17 protein-coding genes and 1 pseudogene are annotated in these 19,423 nt (G+C 70.1%); 11 read left to right on the top strand and 7 right to left on the bottom strand.

Going from position 1 to position 19,423, the window contains the following annotated elements; all coding sequences use genetic code 11:
• Window positions 1-89: 89 nt before the first annotated feature.
• Window positions 90-1,259, top strand: a complete 1,170-nt coding sequence (locus AUC47_RS00990; RefSeq protein WP_096713364.1) for an RtcB family protein — start codon at window positions 90-92, stop codon at window positions 1,257-1,259.
• A 60-nt stretch (window positions 1,260-1,319) separates the two neighbouring features.
• On the opposite strand, the gene AUC47_RS00985 is transcribed toward AUC47_RS00990, so the two are convergent.
• Both AUC47_RS00985 and AUC47_RS00980 read right to left on the bottom strand, forming a co-directional pair.
• Complete coding sequence (locus AUC47_RS00985) at window positions 1,320-2,774, bottom strand: MFS transporter (RefSeq protein ID WP_096713363.1); 1,455 nt, start codon at window positions 2,772-2,774, stop codon at window positions 1,320-1,322.
• Between the two features lie 58 nt (window positions 2,775-2,832).
• Window positions 2,833-4,176, bottom strand: coding sequence for a M20/M25/M40 family metallo-hydrolase (locus tag AUC47_RS00980; RefSeq protein ID WP_096713362.1), 1,344 nt, complete (start codon window positions 4,174-4,176; stop codon window positions 2,833-2,835).
• Between the two features lie 43 nt (window positions 4,177-4,219).
• On the opposite strand from AUC47_RS00980, the gene AUC47_RS00975 reads away from it, so the two are divergent.
• From AUC47_RS00975 to AUC47_RS16970, 4 genes and pseudogenes are all read left to right on the top strand, one after another.
• On the top strand, window positions 4,220-5,227 hold the full coding sequence (locus AUC47_RS00975) for an FUSC family protein (protein ID WP_256999388.1): 1,008 nt from the start codon (window positions 4,220-4,222) through the stop codon (window positions 5,225-5,227).
• Window positions 5,228-5,288: 61 nt separating this feature from the next.
• Window positions 5,289-5,555 (top strand): glutaredoxin domain-containing protein, encoded by a 267-nt coding sequence (locus tag AUC47_RS00970; RefSeq protein WP_096713360.1) that lies wholly within the window; start codon window positions 5,289-5,291, stop codon window positions 5,553-5,555.
• Window positions 5,556-5,642: 87 nt separating this feature from the next.
• Window positions 5,643-5,888: pseudogene (locus AUC47_RS16975) on the top strand (VOC family protein); the annotation flags it as partial.
• Between the two features lie 38 nt (window positions 5,889-5,926).
• A complete protein-coding gene (locus AUC47_RS16970; protein ID WP_306453239.1) occupies window positions 5,927-6,052 on the top strand; it encodes a hypothetical protein in 126 nt (41 codons plus the stop codon).
• A gap of 18 nt (window positions 6,053-6,070) precedes the next feature.
• On the opposite strand, the gene thrC is transcribed toward AUC47_RS16970, so the two are convergent.
• Window positions 6,071-7,474 carry a threonine synthase gene (gene thrC, locus AUC47_RS00960; RefSeq protein WP_096713359.1) on the bottom strand — a complete coding sequence of 468 codons (1,404 nt, stop codon included), beginning with the start codon at window positions 7,472-7,474 and terminating at the stop codon, window positions 6,071-6,073.
• 223 nt (window positions 7,475-7,697) lie between these two features.
• On the opposite strand from thrC, the gene AUC47_RS00955 reads away from it, so the two are divergent.
• From AUC47_RS00955 to treZ, 4 genes are read left to right on the top strand one after another with little or no spacing between them, the layout of a single operon-like run.
• Window positions 7,698-7,982, top strand: a complete 285-nt coding sequence (locus tag AUC47_RS00955; protein WP_096713358.1) for a hypothetical protein — start codon at window positions 7,698-7,700, stop codon at window positions 7,980-7,982.
• Window positions 7,979-10,189 (top strand): glycogen debranching protein GlgX, encoded by a 2,211-nt coding sequence (gene glgX, locus AUC47_RS00950; RefSeq protein WP_096713357.1) that lies wholly within the window; start codon window positions 7,979-7,981, stop codon window positions 10,187-10,189. Before AUC47_RS00955 ends, glgX begins: the two co-directional genes overlap by 4 nt.
• A complete protein-coding gene (treY, locus tag AUC47_RS00945; protein WP_096713356.1) occupies window positions 10,186-12,534 on the top strand; it encodes a malto-oligosyltrehalose synthase in 2,349 nt (782 codons plus the stop codon). The genes glgX and treY overlap by 4 nt, the downstream gene beginning before the upstream one ends.
• Window positions 12,531-14,288, top strand: coding sequence for a malto-oligosyltrehalose trehalohydrolase (treZ, locus tag AUC47_RS00940; RefSeq protein ID WP_096713355.1), 1,758 nt, complete (start codon window positions 12,531-12,533; stop codon window positions 14,286-14,288). Before treY ends, treZ begins: the two co-directional genes overlap by 4 nt.
• 6 nt (window positions 14,289-14,294) lie before the next feature.
• On the opposite strand, the gene AUC47_RS00935 is transcribed toward treZ, so the two are convergent.
• The 3 genes from AUC47_RS00935 to AUC47_RS00925 form a co-directional block, all read right to left on the bottom strand.
• Entirely contained in the window at window positions 14,295-14,771 is a 477-nt protein-coding gene (locus AUC47_RS00935; protein ID WP_096713354.1) for a GNAT family N-acetyltransferase, read from the bottom strand.
• Window positions 14,772-14,847: 76 nt separating this feature from the next.
• On the bottom strand, window positions 14,848-15,450 hold the full coding sequence (locus AUC47_RS00930; protein ID WP_096713353.1) for a response regulator transcription factor: 603 nt from the start codon (window positions 15,448-15,450) through the stop codon (window positions 14,848-14,850).
• Entirely contained in the window at window positions 15,447-16,658 is a 1,212-nt protein-coding gene (locus tag AUC47_RS00925) for a sensor histidine kinase (protein WP_096713352.1), read from the bottom strand. The genes AUC47_RS00930 and AUC47_RS00925 overlap by 4 nt, the downstream gene beginning before the upstream one ends.
• Window positions 16,659-16,814: 156 nt before the next feature.
• On the opposite strand from AUC47_RS00925, the gene AUC47_RS00920 reads away from it, so the two are divergent.
• Window positions 16,815-17,348: a small multidrug efflux protein gene (locus AUC47_RS00920; protein ID WP_096713351.1), complete on the top strand. Its 534-nt coding sequence runs from the start codon at window positions 16,815-16,817 to the stop codon at window positions 17,346-17,348.
• Window positions 17,349-17,437: 89 nt separating this feature from the next.
• On the opposite strand, the gene AUC47_RS00915 is transcribed toward AUC47_RS00920, so the two are convergent.
• Window positions 17,438-18,280 (bottom strand): helix-turn-helix transcriptional regulator, encoded by an 843-nt coding sequence (locus AUC47_RS00915; RefSeq protein ID WP_096713350.1) that lies wholly within the window; start codon window positions 18,278-18,280, stop codon window positions 17,438-17,440.
• A 123-nt stretch (window positions 18,281-18,403) separates the two neighbouring features.
• Here AUC47_RS00915 and AUC47_RS00910 point away from each other — a divergent pair, with 123 nt between their 5' ends.
• Entirely contained in the window at window positions 18,404-19,348 is a 945-nt protein-coding gene (locus AUC47_RS00910; RefSeq protein ID WP_096713440.1) for an SDR family oxidoreductase, read from the top strand.
• Window positions 19,349-19,423 lie beyond the last annotated feature (75 nt).

Genomic DNA, 19,423 nt, shown 5'->3' with positions numbered 1-19,423 from the left:
CTCGCAACGCCCCGCACCGTCAGGTCCGGGGCGTTTTCCGTGTGGGAGATCCTCGACCTGTGACTGGACACATCACAAGGAAAGGAATCATGGAGAGGCTCTCCGCACGGCTGCTGTCGTGGGCGTCGCTGATCGACGAGAAGACGCTCGATCAGGCGCACACCACGGCCCGCATGCCGTTCATCCACCCGCACCTGGCGCTGATGCCGGACGCGCACCTCGGAAAGGGGGCGACGGTCGGCTCGGTCATCCCGACGCTCGGCGCGATCATCCCCGCCGCGGTCGGCGTCGACATCGGCTGCGGCATGATCGCCGTCCGCACCCAGTTCGAGAGGGGCGACCTCGAGGGTCGCGACCTCGCGGAGCTGCGGGAGCAGATCGAGCGCGCCATCCCGCTCTCGGCCGGCCGCTACAACCGCAAGGTCGTCGCGACGGCGGAGCCGAGGATCGCCGAGCTCGAGCAGCTCGCCGACACGAACGGTTTCGACCCTGCGAAGTACGCCGGGAACTGGCGGCTCCAGCTGGGCACGCTCGGCTCGGGCAACCACTTCATCGAGGTGTCGGTCGACGAGCTCGACCGGGTGTGGCTCTTCCTGCACTCGGGCTCGCGCGGGGTCGGCAACCGGATCGCCGGGCACCACATCGGTGTCGCGCAGCGGCTCGCGAAGCAGTGGTGGATCGACCTCCCCGACCCTGACCTGGCGTACCTCGTCGAGGGCACGCCGGAGTTCACCCGGTACATCCGGGAACTGCGGTGGGCGCAGCACTTCGCGCTGCTGAACCGGGAGGAGATGATGGACCGCGTCATCCGCCAGGTGTCGGAGTTCCTCGGCTCGTCCGTGGAGGAGCAGGAGCGGATCAACTGCCACCACAACTTCACCGAGTCGGAGAAGCACTACGGCAAGCAGGTCTGGGTGTCCCGGAAGGGAGCCATCCAGGCGGACGCCGGTCGGCCCGGGCTCATCCCCGGATCGATGGGGACCGCGTCGTACGTCGTCGAGGGGCTCGGGGACCCGCAGTCCCTGAACTCCTCACCGCACGGCGCGGGCCGGGAGTATTCGCGGTCCGCGGCGCGGCGCACCTTCTCCCACGCGCAGCTGCGGGAGGCGATGACGGGCATCGAGTTCCGTGACACCGACGCGTTCGTCGACGAGATCCCGCAGGCCTACAAGCCGATCGACCGGGTGATGGCGGATGCCGCGAGCCTCGTGTCGATCCGGCACACGCTGCGGCAGCTCGTCAACGTGAAGGGCGACTGAGGCGAGGGGTGGGCGACGGGCGACGTCGTTCACCCCTTCAGACGCGGGCGGCCGAGCGGGTCAGAGCACCGGCGCCGCGACGGCCTCGGCATCCGTCCGATCGGTGAAGGCCGTCTTCGGCACGAAGGCGAGCAGCGCGGCGGCCGCGAGGGCGGTCACGCCGCACACGACCCACACCGTGACGTACCCGGCGAACGATCCGGCTGTGCCCTCGACGGCGCCTGCGGCTCCGTTCAGGAGCGCGATGCCGAACACGCATGACGCGATCGCGCCGCCCACGGTCTTGACGGAGTTCGTGAGCCCCGTGGCGACGCCGGTCTGCGTCGCGGGAGCGGCCGATGCCGCCGCGGCGGGCAGAGCCGCCACGAGAGCTCCCGACCCGAGACCCACCACGACCATGTTCGTGATGACCTGGGCGTAGGCGTCGTGGAAGGGCAGGAAGAGCAGGAATCCGACGCCGACGAGCACCGACGCCCCCATCAGCGTGACCCTCGGCGAGATAGCGCGGGCGACTCCAGGGAACAGGAGAGCGCCGACGATCATGCCGATCAGGTAGATCCCGATGATCAACGACGTCGCGAAACCCGTGGTGCCGAGACCGTACCCGTAGACCCCGGGATCGGTACGGGCGAACGTCGACAGCGGAGCCTGCGCGCCCAGCACGCTGACGCCGAAGAGTCCGGCGGTGAGGAAGACCGGACCGAGCGCCGGCGAGCGGAACATGCGCACGTCGATGAGCGGGTCGTCGTTGCGCAGCTCCCAGAGCACGAACGGGATCACGAGCAGGATGCCGAGCAGCACGACGCCCCACGACAGCGGGTTGACGAGCCCGCCCTCGAGACGCAGGAGGCTGAGACCACCCGTGAAGCAGATGAGCGCCAGCGAGATGAGGATCACGCCGACGGTGTCGAAGACGCCGCCCACCGGCTCCGGCGACTCGGTGACCCCGAACAGGATGACGAAGAAGCACACGACGATGAGCAGGGCGGGGATGAGCAGCACCACGGTGAGCGGCAGCACGTCGATGAGCGCCCCTCCGGCGAGGGCTCCGATGATCGCGCCGCCTTCGAGAGCGGCGACGAGCAGACCCGCAGCCTTCGCGGTGATCGAGGCGCGTCCCTCCAGGCGGCGGGCACGGGACCAGATCAGGGCGATCTCGAGCGGCAGCCACACCACGTAGAAGCCCATGAGCGTCCACCCGATGAGGAACACCGCGAACGAGTCGGTGAACGGCAGCACCATCGCGGCGGCAGCGGTCAGCGCGGTCGAGATCAACAGCATCCGCTTGTGGCCGACCATGTCGCCGAGCTTCGCGAACGCCGGCACGACGAGCGCCGACAGCATCAGCTGAGTGCCCTCGAGCCAGTTGACGTCGGCGTCGTGGATGCGGAGGTGGCGGGCGATGTCGCTGAGCATGGGCGTGTAGTACCCCTGCAGCACACCGCTCGTGAACTCGACGAACGCCAGGAAGCCGACGACGGCAGCGAGCGTGCCCAGGGTGCGGGTGCGCGTCATCGCGACTCCTCGGTGACAAGGCGGGACCGGTCGCGGCGGCGATCGGCGGCGGGTGAGATCACCCTAGCCGTTCGAGCAGCGCGCGATGGAAGCGCTCGCCGCGCTCGAGAGCGGCGATCTCGACATTCTCGTCCACACCGTGGATCGAGGCCCGCTGCGCGTTCGACATCTCGAGCGGTGCGAAACGGTAGACGGCAGGAGAGAAGCGATGGAAGTGCCGCGAATCGGTCGCCGCCATCATCACGTACGGCACTGCGGGGATGCCGGGGTGCGACACCGCGAGCGCGTCGGCGAGCAGCGCGAACTGCTCGGTGTCGACCGACGATTCCGGGGAGGGCTCGCTCGCATCGACGACCGTCACCGTGACCAGCGGATCACGGATGCGCCGTCGCACCCGCAGCACGGTCTGCTGCGTCGTCTCCCCCAGCGCGATGCGCAGGTTCACAGTCGCCGCCGCCTGTGAGGGCAGCACGTTCGCGGCCGTGCCGCCGGACTGCATCGTGGGGGCGACCGTCGTGCGCACGAGCGCCGCAGCCTCTCCGCCGAGAGCCGCGAACACCCGTCCGGTGAGCCACGGCACGGATCCCAGCAGCCGCAGCAGGTGACGGGCTGCGCCCGGCGTCTCGGCGGCGAGCCGCGTCAGCATCCCGGCGACGGCCGTCGAGACCCGCGGCCGGAAGGTCGTCGGCCCGAGGCGGTCCACCGCTCGCGCGACGCGGCGCACAGCGGTGAGGCTGGGCGGGGCCGAGGCGTGGCCGCCGTCGCCGCGGGCCGACAGCGTGAGGGTCATGACACCCTTCTCGCCGACGCCGATCATCGCCGCACGGCCGGGCACGAAGGGCAGCGGGGCGTCGACGACGGCGCCGCCCTCGTCGACGACCAGCCACGGAACGATGCCGCGGTCGCGGAGCACATGAGCGATCTCCTCGGCGGCGCGGCCGAACGTCTCTTCGTTGCCCCCGAACGAGAGGTACACGTCGCGAGCCGGGGTGAACCCGTCGGCCAGGAGGTTCTCGACGGCTTCGAGCACGACGATGAGCGGCCCCTTGTCGTCGAGCGCCCCGCGTCCGTACACCATGCCGTCGGCGACGACACCGGCGAAGGGCGGGTGGGTCCAGGCGTCGCTCTCGTCGACCGGCACCACGTCGTAGTGCGCCATCAGCACGACCGGGTCATCGGAGCGACCGGCGCTGCCGCGCCAGTGGAAGAGGAGACCGAAGTCGGTGTGCCGCTCGAGAGTCAGCGCCTCGTGCGTCAGCGGGTAGAGCTCGCGGAGGAGGGTGACGAAATCCTCGAAGGGCTGAATCCCGCGCTCATCGAGCTCGGCCGAGACCGTGGGGAGCTGGATCATCCGCGAGAGGCGGCCGGCGATTCCGGGGCGGGGATCTGTCACGAGGGCCATGGTATCGGCGGAGGCATCTCACGGAACGGGAGAGAATCGAGGGGTGAGCCTGTTCGCCTTCGCCCCGTCCCGCGGCCCGCGATGGCCTCTCGCCACACAGGCCGCACTGGGTATCGCCGCGCCGATCGCGATCATGACTCTGCTCGGTCAGCCGTCGCTCGGCTACATCGCGGCGTCCGGAGCGTTCACCGTGCTGTTCGCCGGCTCGGCGCCGGCGATCGATCGGGCGCGCGTGCTGCCGTTCGTCGCCGCGGGTCTGATCGTGAGCGCGGTCCTGGGCGTCGCGGCAGCCGGCACCCCGTGGCTCGTCAGCGTCGGCGTCGTGGTCGTCGCTGTCATCAGCGCGGCGCTGTCGTTCGGCTTCCGTCTCGGGCCACCCGGACCGCTGTTCTTCGTGCTGGTGTTCGGGCTCTCCGCCCATGTCGCCGCGAGCTCCCCGGTGGCGCCGCTCATCTATCTGGCCGCCCTCGCCGGCGGGTGCGCCTTCTCGTACCTGGTGGCGATGACGCCGCTTCTGCTCCCCCGCGCCCGGTCCGTCAGCGCGAGGCCGCTGCGCGAGCTGCTCCCCGGGCCGTCGCTCGACGCCGACTCCCGCCTGCTGCTCCTCCGGGTCGCCATCGTGGCGGTGCTCGGCGTGCTGCTCGGTCTCGTCATCGATCCGACCCGCATTTACTGGATCGTCGGCTCGGCGGTGGCGGTCATCGGCATCGCCGCGGCCCGCCGCGCCGCCGTGCAGCGAGGCCTGCACCGGATGCTGGGCACGGTCGTCGGCGCCGGACTGTACGCGCTCCTGGCGCTGCTGCACCCGAGCGGGCTGTGGCTGGCGCTGCTGCTCGGGGCCCTCCAGTTCGCGATCGAACTCGTCGTGGTACGCCACTACGCGCTCGCCCTCGTCTTCATCACACCGCTCGTGCTCCTCCTCACCGGGGCCGCTACCGGTGACATCGGCTCGATGAGCGTCGCCGGGGAGCGCATCGTCGACACGGTGGTCGGAGCGGCTCTCGGCGCAGCATCCGGTCTCCTGCATCCGCGCTCCCCCGTCGAGGCGTGACCCGTCCGGGAACAGCCGCGGGCGGCATCCTGTTCTCCCCTGAGTGGGAGGGACGACGATCATGGAGCTGACCCTGGTGACCTCGGCGTTCTGCGGTGCCTGCGCGCGGACGCGCGCGGTCCTCGCCGAGGCGACGCGATACCTCCCCGACGCGATCGTCACCGAGATCGACGTCGCCCGCGATCCGGATGCCGCCGAAGCTCTCGACATCCGATCCACTCCGACCGTCATCATCCGCGACGCCACGGGTGCTGCGGTGTTCCGCGCCGAAGGAGTGCCGACCGTGCCTCAGGTGCTGACGGCGGCGGTGAAGGCTCTGCCTGCCTGAACCTCTCTTGTGCGCGTCACGCGACCGACGCACAATGATCGTGCGACGGGGCCGCGTCGGCCCGGCATCACACACCCGGGAGCAGTCATGGCGAATCTGAATCCGTATCTCTCGTTCCGCACCGAGGCGCGGCAGGCGATGGAGTTCTACCGGGATGTGCTCGGGGGAGACCTCGAGATCACCACCTTCGGAGAGTTTCCCGACATGGTTCAGGATCCCGACCAGGCCGACCTCGTGATGCACGCGCAGCTCACGACCGACGACGGCCTCGTGCTCATGGCGTCGGACACGCCGGACGGCATGACGTACGAGGCTCCGGCCGGCATCTCGGTGTCGCTGAGCGGCAACACGCAGGCGCGCACACAGGAGGTGTGGGACGCGCTGTCCGCGGGGCGACGGTCACCATGCCGCTCGACACGCCGCCCTGGGGCGGCACCTTCGGGATGCTCGTCGACCGCTTCGGCATCTCGTGGATGCTGCACGGCGACCCCGAATGACGGTAGCGCCGCGAGCGATCAGCGCAGTGCGTTCTCCTGGATGAACGCTCGGAGCGCCTGCTCGTCGTCGGCCATCTCGGTCACGTGCTGCGGCGCGTCGAGCATGGCGCGCAGCTCGTCGGAGTAGTCCAGCTCGATGCCGATCGCCTCGCGGATCGTGTCGGCGAACTTCTGCGGCTTGGCCGTCTCGAGCACGAGCATGGGGACGCCCGGCTCGAGGTACTCACGAGCGACCTTCACGCCGTCGGCCGTGTGCGGGTCGATCACGTCGTCCGACGTCTCGTAGACCGAGCGGATCGTCGCGAGACGGTCGTCGTGCGTCGAGGTGCCGCTGACGATGCCGTACTCCTCGACGAAGCGGGCGAGGTCCGCCGTGAAGTCGAAGTGGCCGTGCGTGTCGAGGTCGTTCCACGCGCTCACCACACGGGCGGCGTCCCGGCCGACGAGCTCGAAGATGAACCGCTCGAGGTTCGAGGCCTTCGAGATGTCCATCGACGGGCTCGAGGTCGCGAGGGTCTGCGCGGCGCTCCGCGGACGGTAGACGCCCGTGCGGAAGAACTCGTCGAGCACGTTGTTCTCGTTCGCGGCCAGCACGAGGCGGCGGATCGGAAGCCCCATCTCCTTCGCGAAGAACCCGGAGAGGATGTTGCCGAAGTTGCCGGACGGAACCGTGAAGGAGACCTCGGTCCAGCCCCCGGCATCCGTCGCCCGCAGCCAGGCCCAGAAGTAGTAGACGACCTGTGCGGTGATGCGCGCGAGGTTGATCGAGTTCACCGCACCGAGGTGCTGCGCGCGCTTGAAGTCGAGGTCTCCGGCGAGCGCCTTGACGAGGTTCTGGCAATCGTCGAAGACGCCGTCGATCGCGATGTTGTGGATGTTGTCGTCGTCGAGGGAGAACATCTGCGCACGCTGGAACGTGCTCATGCGACCCTGCGGCGAGAGCATGAAGACTGAGATGCGGTCCTTGCCGCGCAGCGCGTGCTCGGCGGCCGAGCCGGTGTCGCCCGAGGTCGCGCCGAGGACGTTGAGGACTTCGCCCCTCTGCTCCAGCGCGTACTCGACGACCTGCCCGAGGAACTGCATCGCGAGGTCCTTGAACGCCAGAGTCGGTCCCTCCGAGAGCCCGACCAGGGTGAGACCCCCGTCGATCTCGCGGAGCGGCACGACCTCCTCGGGGAACGGCGCGTAGGCCGCGGCCGTCATGCGAGCGAGGTCCTCGCGCGGGATGTCGGTGGCGAACAGACCGAGCACCTCGGTGGCCAGCTGCGGATAGGTGAGGGCGCGCCAGCGCTCGAGCGTCTCCCCGTCGACCGTCGGCATGACCTCGGGAACGGCGAGACCGCCGTCGGGGGCGAGGCCTTCGAGCAGCGTCTCGCAGTACGGCAGCGGCGTCATGCCGCCTCGGGTGGAGATGTACTGCACGGGAGCTCCTCAATTCGGAATCGGCACGGGATCTCCATTGTCGCAGGTGCGCCGTCGGTGGTTTCACGATCGGCATCATCGGTCGATCGCCCGCCGCACGCCGGACCGTTCCTCTGCCGCCACCACGCGGTATAGCGTGTGTGTCGCCCCGAGGCAATGGGATATTTCTTCTCCAACCGAACTCGTAGCGTGAGGCTCACCAACTACAGAATCGGGAGCACTCATGTCTGCGAACACCCCCACCGCACATGACCGACGCGCGGACTCGCGGGAGGTCGCCGCGCAGCCGACACCCGCTCCCGAACCTCTGTACGAGCGTGTCGACATCGACCGCTACGTTGTCTTCCATGAGGGTCCCATCGGATACATCGAGCACGTCGCCCCGGTCTTCGTCTGCTACGTCGGAGTGCCCTATCCCCGCGCGGAGGAGGTGGCGCAGGTGCACGATTTCCACGATGCGGTGAAGACGGTCCTGCACCGCGCTGCGTCTGTTCGGCGCGCTCTGTGAGCCTCGAGGTCTGGCCCGGGTCGCCGTACCCCCTCGGGGCGACGTTCGACGGTCAGGGCACGAATTTCGCGCTGTTCAGCGAGGGAGCCGAGAAGGTCGAGCTGTGCCTGTTCGACGAGGACGGCACCGAGCACCGCGTCGAGCTGGAAGAGGTCGACGCCTTCGTCTGGCACGGCTACCTGCCCTCGATCCAGCCCGGCCGCCTGTACGGCTACCGCGTGCACGGTCCGTTCGACCCCACCCGGGGTCAGCGGTTCAACCCGAACAAGCTTCTGCTCGATCCGTATGCCAAAGCAGTGGCCGGCCGCCTCGACTGGGGCCAGTCGCTGTTCGGCTACGACTTCGGTGAGCCGGACTCCCGCAACGACGAGGACTCCGCCGCAGCGATGGTCAAGGGCGTCGTCGTGAACCCGTTCTTCGAGTGGGCCGGCGACCGGCTGCCGAAAACGCCGTATGCGCAGACCGTGATCTACGAGGCTCACGTGAAGGGCCTGACGATCCAGCATCCCGACGTCCCGGAGGATCTCCGCGGCACGTACGCGGGCATCGCGCACCCGGCCGTCATCGAGCACCTCGTGCACCTGGGGATCACGGCGATCGAGCTCATGCCCGTGCACCAGTTCGTGCACGACTCGATCCTCGAGGAAAAGGGCCTCTCGAACTACTGGGGCTACAACACCCTCGGCTTCTTCGCCCCGCACAACCTGTACGCCTCGAGCGGCCAGCACGGGGAGCAGGTGCAGGAGTTCAAGGCGATGGTGCGCGCACTGCACGCGGCGGGCATCGAGGTCATCCTCGACGTGGTCTACAACCACACCGCCGAGGGCAACCACCTCGGGCCGACCCTGTCGATGCGCGGCATCGACAACGAGGCCTACTACCGGCTCGAGGAGGACCGCCGGTATTACACCGACTACACGGGAACGGGCAACAGCCTGAACGCCGGCAACCCGCACTCGCTGCAGCTCATCATGGACTCGCTGCGCTACTGGGTGACAGAGATGCACGTCGACGGGTTCCGCTTCGACCTCGCATCGACCCTGGCCCGCGAGTTCTACGACGTCGACCGCCTCGCGGCTTTCTTCGAGCTCGTGCAGCAGGATCCGGTAGTTTCCCAGGTCAAGCTGATCGCCGAGCCGTGGGACGTCGGCCCCGGCGGATACCAGGTCGGCAACTTCCCACCGCAGTGGACCGAGTGGAACGGCAAGTACCGCGACACGGTCCGCGACTTCTGGCGGGGCGAGCCGCAGGCGCTCGGCGAGTTCGCCTCTCGTCTGACCGGTTCGGCCGATCTGTACGAGCATTCAGGGCGTCGTCCGGTCGCCTCGATCAACTTCGTCACCGCGCACGACGGCTTCACCCTGCGCGACCTCGTCTCGTACGACGAGAAGCACAACGAGGACAACGGCGAGGACAACAACGACGGCGAGTCGCACAACCGCTCCTCCAACAACGGGGTCGAGGGCCCGACCGACGACGAAGGCATCAACCGACTCCGGGCTCGTCAGCAGCGCAACTTCCTCGCGACGCTGCTGCTGTCGCAGGGCGTGCCGATGATCGCTCACGGCGACGAGCTCGGCCGCACGCAGCACGGCAACAACAACGGCTACGCCCAGGACAACGAGATCACCTGGGTGGACTGGGAGGCGGCCGACCACCCGCTCATCGAGTTCACCGCCGCCCTCGCCCGGCTGCGTCGCAACCATCCGACGTTCCGTCGCAGCCGCTTCTTCGACGGGCGCCCCGTGCGCTCGGAGGACGGCGAGCGCACGCCCGACGTCGTGTGGCTGCGACCCGACGGCCGCCGCATGGAGCCGGAGGACTGGGACAACGGCTTCGGCCTCGCCGTCGGCGTGTTCCTCAACGGGCACGGCATCAGGGAGAAGGATCGCCGCGGCCAGCCCGTCTCGGACCAGAACTTCCTGGTCTACTTCCACAGCGGAACGGATGCCGTCGAGGCGGTGCTCCCCGACGACCGCCTCGGCAGCGCCTGGGACGTGGTGGTCGACACCTTCGGCGAGCGCGCGGGCGAGACCCACCTCGCCCCCGGATCGTCGATCACACTCGAGGCGGCCTCGCTGCTGGTGCTCCGCGAAGCCGCGGAGGAGCAGCCGCCGACCGACGACTCGGTCGAGGCGTCACTGCGCATGCAGACCGAGCGCACCGAGGCACCCGCCCCGGCGCCGTCCCCGGAGCTCCCTCGATGACTCGGCGTCCGCTGTCGACCTATCGCCTGCAGATCCGCGCGGGATTCACACTCGACGACGCCGCCGCGACGACGGAGTACCTGTCGGCGCTCGGCGCGTCGTGGGCGTACCTCTCTCCGCTGCTGGCCGCGACGCCCGGATCCGACCACGGCTATGACGTCGTCGACCACTCGCAGGTCGACGAGTCGCGCGGCGGACGGGAAGGTCTCGACCGATTCGCCGCCGCGGCGCGCGCGGCGGGCCTCGGCATCCTCATCGACATCGTGCCGAACCACGTCGGCGTCGGCAGCCCGCGCGACAACCCGTGGTGGTGGGATGTGCTGCGTCTCGGCCGCGCATCGCGGCACGCCGTCGCGTTCGACGTCGACCGCCGCCTGGGCGACGGCCGCATCCGCCTGCCGATCCTCGGTTCACCCCTCGACGACGTGCTGGCCGCCGGCGACATCTCCGTGGACACGACGCGTGCGGACGACGCCCCCGACGGCACGCTGCGCTACTTCGAGCACGTGCTGCCGCTCGCTCCCGGCACGGGCGAGCTCGCAGACGACCTGCCGGCGCTGCTCGATGCTCAGAACTACGAGCTGCGCTTCTGGGAGGACCAGAACGCCGAGCTGAACTACCGCCGGTTCTTCGCGGTGCCGGAGTTGGCCGGAATCCGGGTCGAGCTCCCCGACGTGTTCGAGGAGTCCCACCGCGAGATCGTGCGGTGGATCACCGACGGCCTCGCCGACGGCCTGCGGGTCGATCACCCCGACGGTCTGGTCGACCCAGCCGGCTACCTCGAGAACCTCGCGGATGCCACCGGTGCCGCGTACACGCTGGTCGAGAAGATCCTGGAACCGGGCGAGGAGCTGCCGTCGTGGTGGCGCACCGACGGGACGACGGGGTATGACGCGCTCGCCGAGATCGACCGCGTGCTCGTCGACGGCGACGGCGTCATCGAGCTCGATACGCTCGACGCGCGCTTGCGAGACGAGTCCGGCCTGCCCGTACTGGAGGCCTGGCACGACCTCACGGTCTCGACCAAGCGCATGGTCGCCGAGAGCATCCTGCAGTCCGAGGTGCACCGGCTCGTCCGGTCGCTGCCCCACGGCGTCGTCGCGGCGAAATACGCCCTCGCCGAGATCATCGCGGGGTTCCCCGTGTACCGGGCGTACCTCCCGGCCGGAGGCGAGCACCTGCAGAAGGCGATCGACGCCGCGGTCGCACGCCGACCCGACCTCGCGGAGGCCATCGGCGAACTGACGCCGCTGCTCTTCGACACGACACTCGAGGTGTCGGAGCGCTTCCCGCAGGTGAGCGGCGCCGTGATGGCGAAGGGCGTCGAGGACACCGCGTTCTACCGCTTCACGCGACTGGGCACGCTGACCGAGGTCGGGGCCGACCCGTCGATCGCGTCGCTGTCGGTCGGCGACTTCCACGAGGCGCAGCGCGCCCGACTGGCATCCTGGCCGCACTCGATGACCACCCTGTCGACGCATGACACGAAGCGCTCGGAGGACGTGCGTGCCCGTCTCTCCGTGATCGCCGAGGTGCCGGAGCGATGGGCCGAGATCCTGGCGGATCTGCGCGCCGTCGCGTCGACCGGACACGGACCGTTCGACGCCCTGCTGTGGCAGGCGGCCGTCGGCGCGTGGCCGATCTCGACCGAGAGGCTGCGGGAGTACGGGCTGAAGGCCGCACGCGAGGCCGCAGAGGGCACCACCTGGCAGCACCCGGACGAGGAGTTCGAGAGGGGCGTCATCGCGATCGCCGAGGCGGCGAACGGTGCGGCCCGCGAGATCGTGCAGGGCTTCGTCGACGAGATCGTCGGCCACGGGCGCAGCAACTCGCTCTCCGCGAAGGTGCTGCAGCTCGCGGCGCCGGGCGTGCCCGACGTCTATCAGGGCACCGAGCTCTGGGACCACTCGCTCGTCGACCCCGATAACCGCCGTCCTGTCGACTTCGCGGAGCGGGAGCGGATGCTGCGCAAGCTCGATGCCGACGTGGCACGGGGCGCCCTTCCGCCCATCGACGACTCCGGGATGGCGAAGATGCTCGTCACCTCCCGCACGCTGCGGCTGCGCCGCGACAACCCCGAGCTGTTCGAGCGCTATCGCCCCGGAGTCGCCGCGGGTTCGGCATCCGATCATGTGGTGGCGATGGACCGCGGCGGCGTGCTCGCCGTCGCGACCCGCCTGCCGGTCGCTCTCCAACGGCGCGGCGGATGGGGCGACACGGTGCTGCTGCGCCACGACCTCCCCGCGACCGACGCCTTCACGGGTCGTCGCATCGAGCCGGGCCCTGTGCGGCTCGCCGAGCTGCTCGACACCTATCCCGTCGCACTGCTGGTGGACGAGCGATGATCGGCGTCTGGGCTCCCCGCGCCGAGCGCGTGCGCCTGCGGCGGCTCACCCCCGGCGGCGCGGTCATCGGCGAGCACGAGCTCGCTCGCGACGAACACCGTGATGGCTGGTGGGCGATGGACCTCGACCTGCCCGAGGGCGAGCGCTACGGCTTCCTTCTCGGCGACAGCGACGACCTGCGCCCCGACCCGCGCTCGCTGCGTCAGCCGGGCGGCGTGCACGGCCCCTCGGCGGTGTTCGACACGACCCTCTTCGAGTGGGACGACCAGGATTGGACCGGTCGCCAGCTCGCCGGCGGTGTGATCTACGAGCTGCACGTCGGCACGTTCACGCCCGACGGCACGCTGGACGCCCTGATCGGACGGCTCGACCATCTCGTCGAGTTGGGCGTCACCCACGTCGAGCTGCTCCCGGTCAACGGCTTCAACGGCGAGTGGAACTGGGGCTACGACGGCGTGCTCTGGTACGCGGTGCACGAGGGCTACGGCGGCCCTGCGGCGTATCAGCGCTTCGTGGAGGCGGCGCACGACCGCGGCCTCGCCGTGATCCAGGACGTGGTCTACAACCACCTCGGGCCGAGCGGCAACTACCTGCCCGAGTTCGGTCCGTACCTGCGGGACGGCCAGAGCAACACGTGGGGCGCGTCGGTGAACCTCGACGAGCACGAGGTGCGCGAGTACATCCTCGAGAACGCCCTGATGTGGCTGCGTGACTTCCACGTCGACGGGCTGCGGCTCGACGCCGTGCACGCGCTGCACGACGACGGCCCGACGCACATCCTGCGGGAGATGTCGGAGCGGGTCGACGCCCTCTCCGCGCACCTCGGTCGCCCGCTGACGCTGATCGCCGAGTCGGACATGAACGACCCGACCCTGATCCTGCCCCGCGAGGCCGGCGGCTACGGTCTCACCGCCCAGTGGTCGGACGACTGGCACCACTCCACCCACGTCGCGCTGACCGGCGAGACCGCCGGGTACTACGAGGACTTCGCCGATCCCGAGGCGCTCGTCAAGGTCTCGCGGAGCGGGTTCTTCCACGACGGCACGTACTCGTCGTTCCGGGAGCGGAACCACGGGAAGCCGATCCCGCCGACGGTTCCGGCGTGGCGTCTGGTCACGTTCGCGCAGGACCACGATCAGATCGGGAACCGTGCTGCGGGAGACCGTCTGTCGGCGACCCTCTCGCCGGATCGGCTCGCGGTCGCAGCCGTGCTCACGCTCACCGCTCCCGGTACGCCGATGCTGTTCATGGGCGAGGAATGGGGCGCCTCGACGCCCTGGCAGTTCTTCACCTCGCATCCCGAGCCCGAGCTCGGTCGCGCGACCGCCGAGGGGCGCATCGCGGAGTTCGCGAAGATGGGCTGGGACCCGGCGCAGGTACCGGACCCGCAGGATCCGGCGACGTTCGAACGCTCGCACCTGCGGTGGGACGAGATCGATGAGCCGTCGCATGCCCGCCTTCTGTCGCTCTACCGACGCCTGACGGCGCTGCGGCGCGAGCGGCCGGAGCTCACCGACCCCGAGATGACGCACACGCTGGCCGCCGTCGAGCACGCGGACGCGGCCCCGGACGCCAGGGCATTCCGCATCGACCGGGGTGCGGTGGCCGTGCTGATCAACCTCACGGCGGGCGACGTCGACTTCGAGGTCCGTCGCGGCGACGCCGTGCTGCTGGAGACCGCGGAGTCGCGTCTGCAGGAGGACCGGATGACCCTCGGCCCCGACTCGGCCGCGATCGTCGGGCCGCCGCTCTGAGATCCCTCAGACGGTGAGGTCCTTCGCGAAGCACAGCGACAGGGCGCTCCCGACGTAGTGCCCGTAGAGCGGGATCGCCGCGTATCCCTCGCGCGTGTAGAACCTCACCGCGTCGGGCTGCGCAGTGCCCGTCTCCAGCACGAGACGACGGATACCGAGACTGCGCGCCTCGTCCTCCAGACCGCGCAGCAGGGATGCGGCAGCACCGGTCCCGCGGGCCTCCGGCGCCGCGTACATGCGCTTGATCTCGGCGACCGCGTCTCCGAGATCGGGTTCATCGAGCGGGCGGAGTCCGCCGCAGACCATCGCCTCTCCCGCGGAATCCCGCGCGACGAGGAACACCGGGACGTCGTCCGCGGAGGGGATGATGCCGGGCTCGTGATCGTCGCTCCCGTATCGCTCGTCGAGCTCCCGACGCTGTGCAGCGCGCAGCCGTACGGCATCCGCGTGCTCCCAGTCGACACGGTGGATCGTCACGCCCATCAGTCCCTCGTTTCGTGCTGCATCCACGCTATCGGTGCGAGGTTTCAGCGATGTTGCGGCGGCGATCGGGATCAGATCAGATCCAGCCGCGCTCCTCGGCGAGCAGTACGGCCTGCTGACGCGTGGCGACCGAGAGCTTCGCGAGCACGGCGGAGATGTGGTTGCGCACGGTCCCCGGCGCGAGCGACAGGGCGCGCGCGATCTGCCCGGTCGTCTCACCTCGTCGACCGGCGCGCAGCACATCGAGCTCGCGGTCGGTCAACGGCGAGCGCTCGTCGCTCAGAGCGTCGGCGGCGATCTCCGGGTCGACGTAGCGCGCCCCCGCGGCCACGCGACGGATCACGTCGGCCACCTCGTCGGCACCGCGCGACTTGGGGAGGAAGCCCGCCACTCCCGAGGCGAGCGCACGCCGCAGCACGCCGGGGCGTGCATGGCGGGTGACGACCACGCACCGCGTCGCGATCGCGCGGTTCAGCCGCTCGGCCACCTCGACACCGTCGAGACCCGGCATCTCCAGGTCGAGCAGGCACACGTCGGGAGTGAGCCGCAGTGCCTCAGCGACCGCCTGCTCCCCGTCCTCGCATTCCGCGACCACGTCGATGTCCCCCTCGAGGCGCAGCAGAGCGGCGAGCGCCGAGCGGATCATGCCCTCGTCGTCGGCCAGCAGCACCCGGATCACCGAGCACCTCCGTCCGCGTCGTGGTCGGGCACCGTCACGATCACCGCGAACTCATCGTCGCCCTCGCGCACCTCGAGCGTGCCGCCGACCTCGCCGAGGCGACGCTTCACACCGTCGAGGCCGGAGCCGGAGTGCTCGCGGGGCGCATCCGGATCCACGTCGTTCACGACCTCGTATCGCCATCCGTCCCGCGTGCGGGCGAACGACAATCGGGCGCGGCGACCGGCGCCATGGCGAAGAACGTTGGTGGTCGTCTCGCGGATCACGGGCCCGAGGGCGGATGCCGGTGCCTCACCGGCATCGGGAGCGATCTCCGCCTCGACGATCAGGCCGGCGGCGCTGAGCAGATCGCGGGCATTGGCGACCTCGTCGCCGAGCGGCACCGACCGCACTCGCGTGGCCAGGTCTCGCGTGCCCTGTCGCGCCTCATCGACGCTCACCCGGGCCGCGCGGAGCTGCTCGAGCGCCGCCTCCGGGTCGCGTTCCATGAGGCGTTCGGCGAGCTCCAGCTGCAGCGCGATGACCTGCAGGTGGTGCCCCTGCAGATCGTGCACGTCGGTCGCGATGCGGAGCCGTTCCTGCGTCGCTGCGAGACGCGACTCCGATGCCCGCGCGCGATCGAGGGTGACGAGAACATCCCACCACCACAGCGACGACACCGACATCGCCGGGATGACGATCGCATAGAGCGTGGGAATCCAGTCGGGAATGCCGCCGCCGAGTGCACCGCGGGTGCCGTCGACGAACGCGAAGACGATCAGCACGAGGGTGGCGAGCCCCACGACGCGCACGCGTACGCCACGCTGCCAGTTCAGCAGCACGACCGACTGTGCGAGGGGCATCGCACCGAACAGCCAGCTGTTCGCCGCGAGACCGGCGGCGACACCGTAGGCGACGGCGACGAGCAGCGGCACGGCGATCCTCGCCCACGGAAACCCCGGGCCGTTCTCGATTCGGTGCCTGTACGCAGAGAGCAGCACCATCGTCGACAGCAACCAGACGATGCCGCCGATGCCCAGCACGACCATCGAGATCGGGTCGACGGGGATCGCGAGCACGCGGAGCGCCCACGCGAACACGAGGAACAGCTCGATGAAGACCACCGCGCTGACCGTGTACCACCAGGTGGCGGTGATACCGCGCGCGAGTGCACGCGCCCCGGGCGGCGGATCGCCGAGCGGGCCGCGGAGGTCGGAAGGGCTGCTCATCCCTCCCACCATAGGGGCGTGACAGTTGTCACGGATGCCGCGTGCGAACCGCCCGGAAACCGGTGACGGGGCGACACTGCCGCGGAGCCGGCCGACGCGATGGACTGATGTCATCAGGGCGGAGAGTCCGCCCTCTCAGAACTTCAGGAGCCCACCATGAACCTCGTCGAGACGTTCCAGGACCTCGTCGCACAGGTGCCCGACCTCGTGCAGCCGCTCATCGTCGCCCTCGCCGGCGCCGTGCCCTTCATCGAGGGCGAGGGAGCCGCCGCGATCGGCATCATCGGCGGCATCCATCCGGTCATCGCGGCGATCGCGGCGATGGTCGGCAATTTCCTCTGCGTCGCCATCCTCGTCATCGCCGGCGCCGGGGCGCGCAAGGCCATCGTCACCCGCGCGCGCAGCCGACAGGCGGTAGCGGCCGACGGCAGCTCGCTCGAAGAGATCCCCGCCGAGACCGACCGCGGCTCGGCCCGCCGTGCCAAGTTCCAGCGCGCCTTCGAGCGCTACGGCGTGCCCGGCGTGAGCCTGCTCGGCCCGCTCCTGCTGCCGACGCACTTCACCGCGACCATGCTCGCCGCCTCCGGCGTGAGCAAGGGCCGAGTCCTGATCTGGCAGGCCGTGGCGATCTTCCTCTGGACGACGGCCGTGACGATCATCGTCGGCGGTGCGGTCTACGCCATCCGCTGACGCGGGGATCCGTGTTCGGGTCGCAGGTCGTGCCGTCGAGATCACCTCTCGGCGGCACGACCTGCGACCGGAGCATGACGGGATCGTGCTCAGCGTGCGGTGCGGGGTGCGAGCGTCGACAGCAGCTGCAGCTTCTCGTAGCTCTCCGTGCCCGGCACGGCCGTGTACACGAGCAGAAGATGCGACTGCACCGGGTCGACGAGCGTCTGGCACGCGAGCTCGATCTCGCCGAGCTCCGGATGCACAAACCGCTTCGTCTCCCGGGGGCGGATGCCGACCTCCTGACGCTCCCACGCTGCCCGGAACTCCGCGCTGCGCTCGGAGAGCAGGCGAGAGTACTCGGCCGCCCGCGAGGTCGGTCCCCGCAGCGAGACCAGCTCGCGGAGCCCCGAGGCCCACAGCCGCACGAGGAAGTCGTGGTCGTCGGGGTGATACAGCGCTCGGGTGCGGGCATCCGTGAACCAGCGGAATCCGAGACTGCGCTCCGGCCCCGTGAGCCCGGCCGTATCGCCGGTGAGAGCGACGCCGAGCGGCGTCTGCCGCAGGGTCTCACCCAGCTCGGTCACGATCTCGGCCGGCGTGTCCTCGAGCCGGTCGAGGATGCGCAGCATGCCGGGGCTGATGTGCTCGGTGCCGTTCCCGCTCTGCGGTGGGCGGTGGCCCGCCAGACGGAACAGATGGTCGCGCTCGTCGAGCGTCAGGTGCAGCCCCTGCGCGATCGACGACAGCATCTGCTCCGAGGGCTGCGGCCCGCTGCCCCTCTCGAGCCGAGCGAGGTAGTCGGGTGACATGTGGCTGAGCGCCGCGACCTCCTCGCGGCGCAGACCGGTGGTGCGGCGGCGGCCGCCTCGGGGCAGGCCGACGTCCTCCGGCTGCAGCACCTCGCGGCGGTGGCGCAGGAACTCGGCGAGCGCCTCGCGATCGATCGGCATGTGTCCCCCTGGTTCGTCTGCTCGATCCTCACACGGCGCGGTCTCGGCATCCACTGATCGTCGTGTCCTGGATACGGCCCCGGCGACCCCGCGAGAGTGGACGACGACACCGAGGAGCACACCATGCCACGACACACCATCGACATGACCCTTCCGTCCCTGACCGGCCGGCGCGCCGTCGTCACCGGCGGCAGCGACGGCATCGGGCTGCGTATCGCCGCACGGCTGGCCCGGGCGGGCGCGGAGGTGATCCTGCCCGTGCGGAACAGCACCAAGGGAGATGCCGCGCTGCGGGCGATCCAGGCCGATGCGCCCGGTGCGGCGGTGCGCACGCTGCCGCTCGACCTCTCTTCGCTGGAGTCGGTCGAGTCGTTCGGCGCCGCCATGCGTGCCGACGGGGCGCCCATCCACCTGCTGGTGAACAACGCGGGCGTCATGACGCCTCCCGAGCGGCAGACCACGGCCGACGGCTTCGAGCTGCAGTTCGGCACGAACCATCTCGGTCACTTCGCGCTCGTGGCCGACCTGCTCCCGCTGCTTCGCGAGGGCCGGGCACGGGTGACGTCGCAGATCAGCGTCTCCGCGAACCAGGGGGCGATCAACTGGGACGATCCGAACTGGGAGAAGTCGTATCGCGGCGGGCGGGCCTACAGCCATTCGAAGATCGCGTTCGGGCTGTTCGGCCTCGAACTGGACCGACGCAGCCGGGAGCTGGGCTGGGGCATTACCAGCAATCTCGCGCACCCCGGCGTCGCACCGACGAGTCTGCTCGCGGCCCGCCCGGAACTCGGCCGCGCCCGTGACGGTCTCGACGTGCGTCTGATCCGCTGGCTGTCGGCACGCGGCGTCCTGCTCGGGACTCCCGAGTCCGCGGCTCTGCCGGCGCTGTACGCCGCCGTCTCCCCCGGATCCCGAGGCGGCGCCTTCTACGGCCCGAGCGGCCCCCTGCACCTGGGCGGCGCGCCCGCCGAGCAGCCGCTGTACTCGCGGCTGCGCAGCGAGGACGACGCGCGTCGCATCTGGACGCTGTCGGAGCAGCTCACGGGCGTGGAGTTCCCGCGGAGCTGACCGCGTTTCGTCTCGTCGCTGCGCTCCTCGCTGAACGACCCGCGGGACGAGACCACGGGTCGTTGAGCGAGCGCA

It is taken from the genome of Microbacterium sp. SZ1 (assembly GCF_002362255.1).
Lineage (GTDB): Bacteria > Actinomycetota > Actinomycetes > Actinomycetales > Microbacteriaceae > Microbacterium.
This window is presented reverse-complemented; position numbering and strand designations above follow the sequence as displayed.

Bases quoted from the DNA above. Each gene is read 5' to 3' on its own strand.
- AUC47_RS00980 (WP_096713362.1), bottom strand. From the start codon at position 4,176: ATGGCCCTCGTGACAGATCCCCGCCCCGGAATCGCCGGCCGCCTCTCG.
- treZ (WP_096713355.1), top strand. From the start codon at position 12,531: ATGATCGGCGTCTGGGCTCCCCGCGCCGAGCGCGTGCGCCTGCGGCGG.
- AUC47_RS00920 (WP_096713351.1), top strand. From the start codon at position 16,815: ATGAACCTCGTCGAGACGTTCCAGGACCTCGTCGCACAGGTGCCCGAC.
- AUC47_RS00970 (WP_096713360.1), top strand. From the start codon at position 5,289: ATGGAGCTGACCCTGGTGACCTCGGCGTTCTGCGGTGCCTGCGCGCGG.
- AUC47_RS00910 (WP_096713440.1), top strand. From the start codon at position 18,404: ATGCCACGACACACCATCGACATGACCCTTCCGTCCCTGACCGGCCGG.
- AUC47_RS00915 (WP_096713350.1), bottom strand. From the start codon at position 18,280: ATGCCGATCGATCGCGAGGCGCTCGCCGAGTTCCTGCGCCACCGCCGC.
- AUC47_RS00990 (WP_096713364.1), top strand. From the start codon at position 90: ATGGAGAGGCTCTCCGCACGGCTGCTGTCGTGGGCGTCGCTGATCGAC.
- AUC47_RS00925 (WP_096713352.1), bottom strand. From the start codon at position 16,658: ATGAGCAGCCCTTCCGACCTCCGCGGCCCGCTCGGCGATCCGCCGCCC.
- AUC47_RS00985 (WP_096713363.1), bottom strand. From the start codon at position 2,774: ATGACGCGCACCCGCACCCTGGGCACGCTCGCTGCCGTCGTCGGCTTC.
- treY (WP_096713356.1), top strand. From the start codon at position 10,186: ATGACTCGGCGTCCGCTGTCGACCTATCGCCTGCAGATCCGCGCGGGA.
- AUC47_RS00935 (WP_096713354.1), bottom strand. From the start codon at position 14,771: ATGGGCGTGACGATCCACCGTGTCGACTGGGAGCACGCGGATGCCGTA.
- AUC47_RS00955 (WP_096713358.1), top strand. From the start codon at position 7,698: ATGTCTGCGAACACCCCCACCGCACATGACCGACGCGCGGACTCGCGG.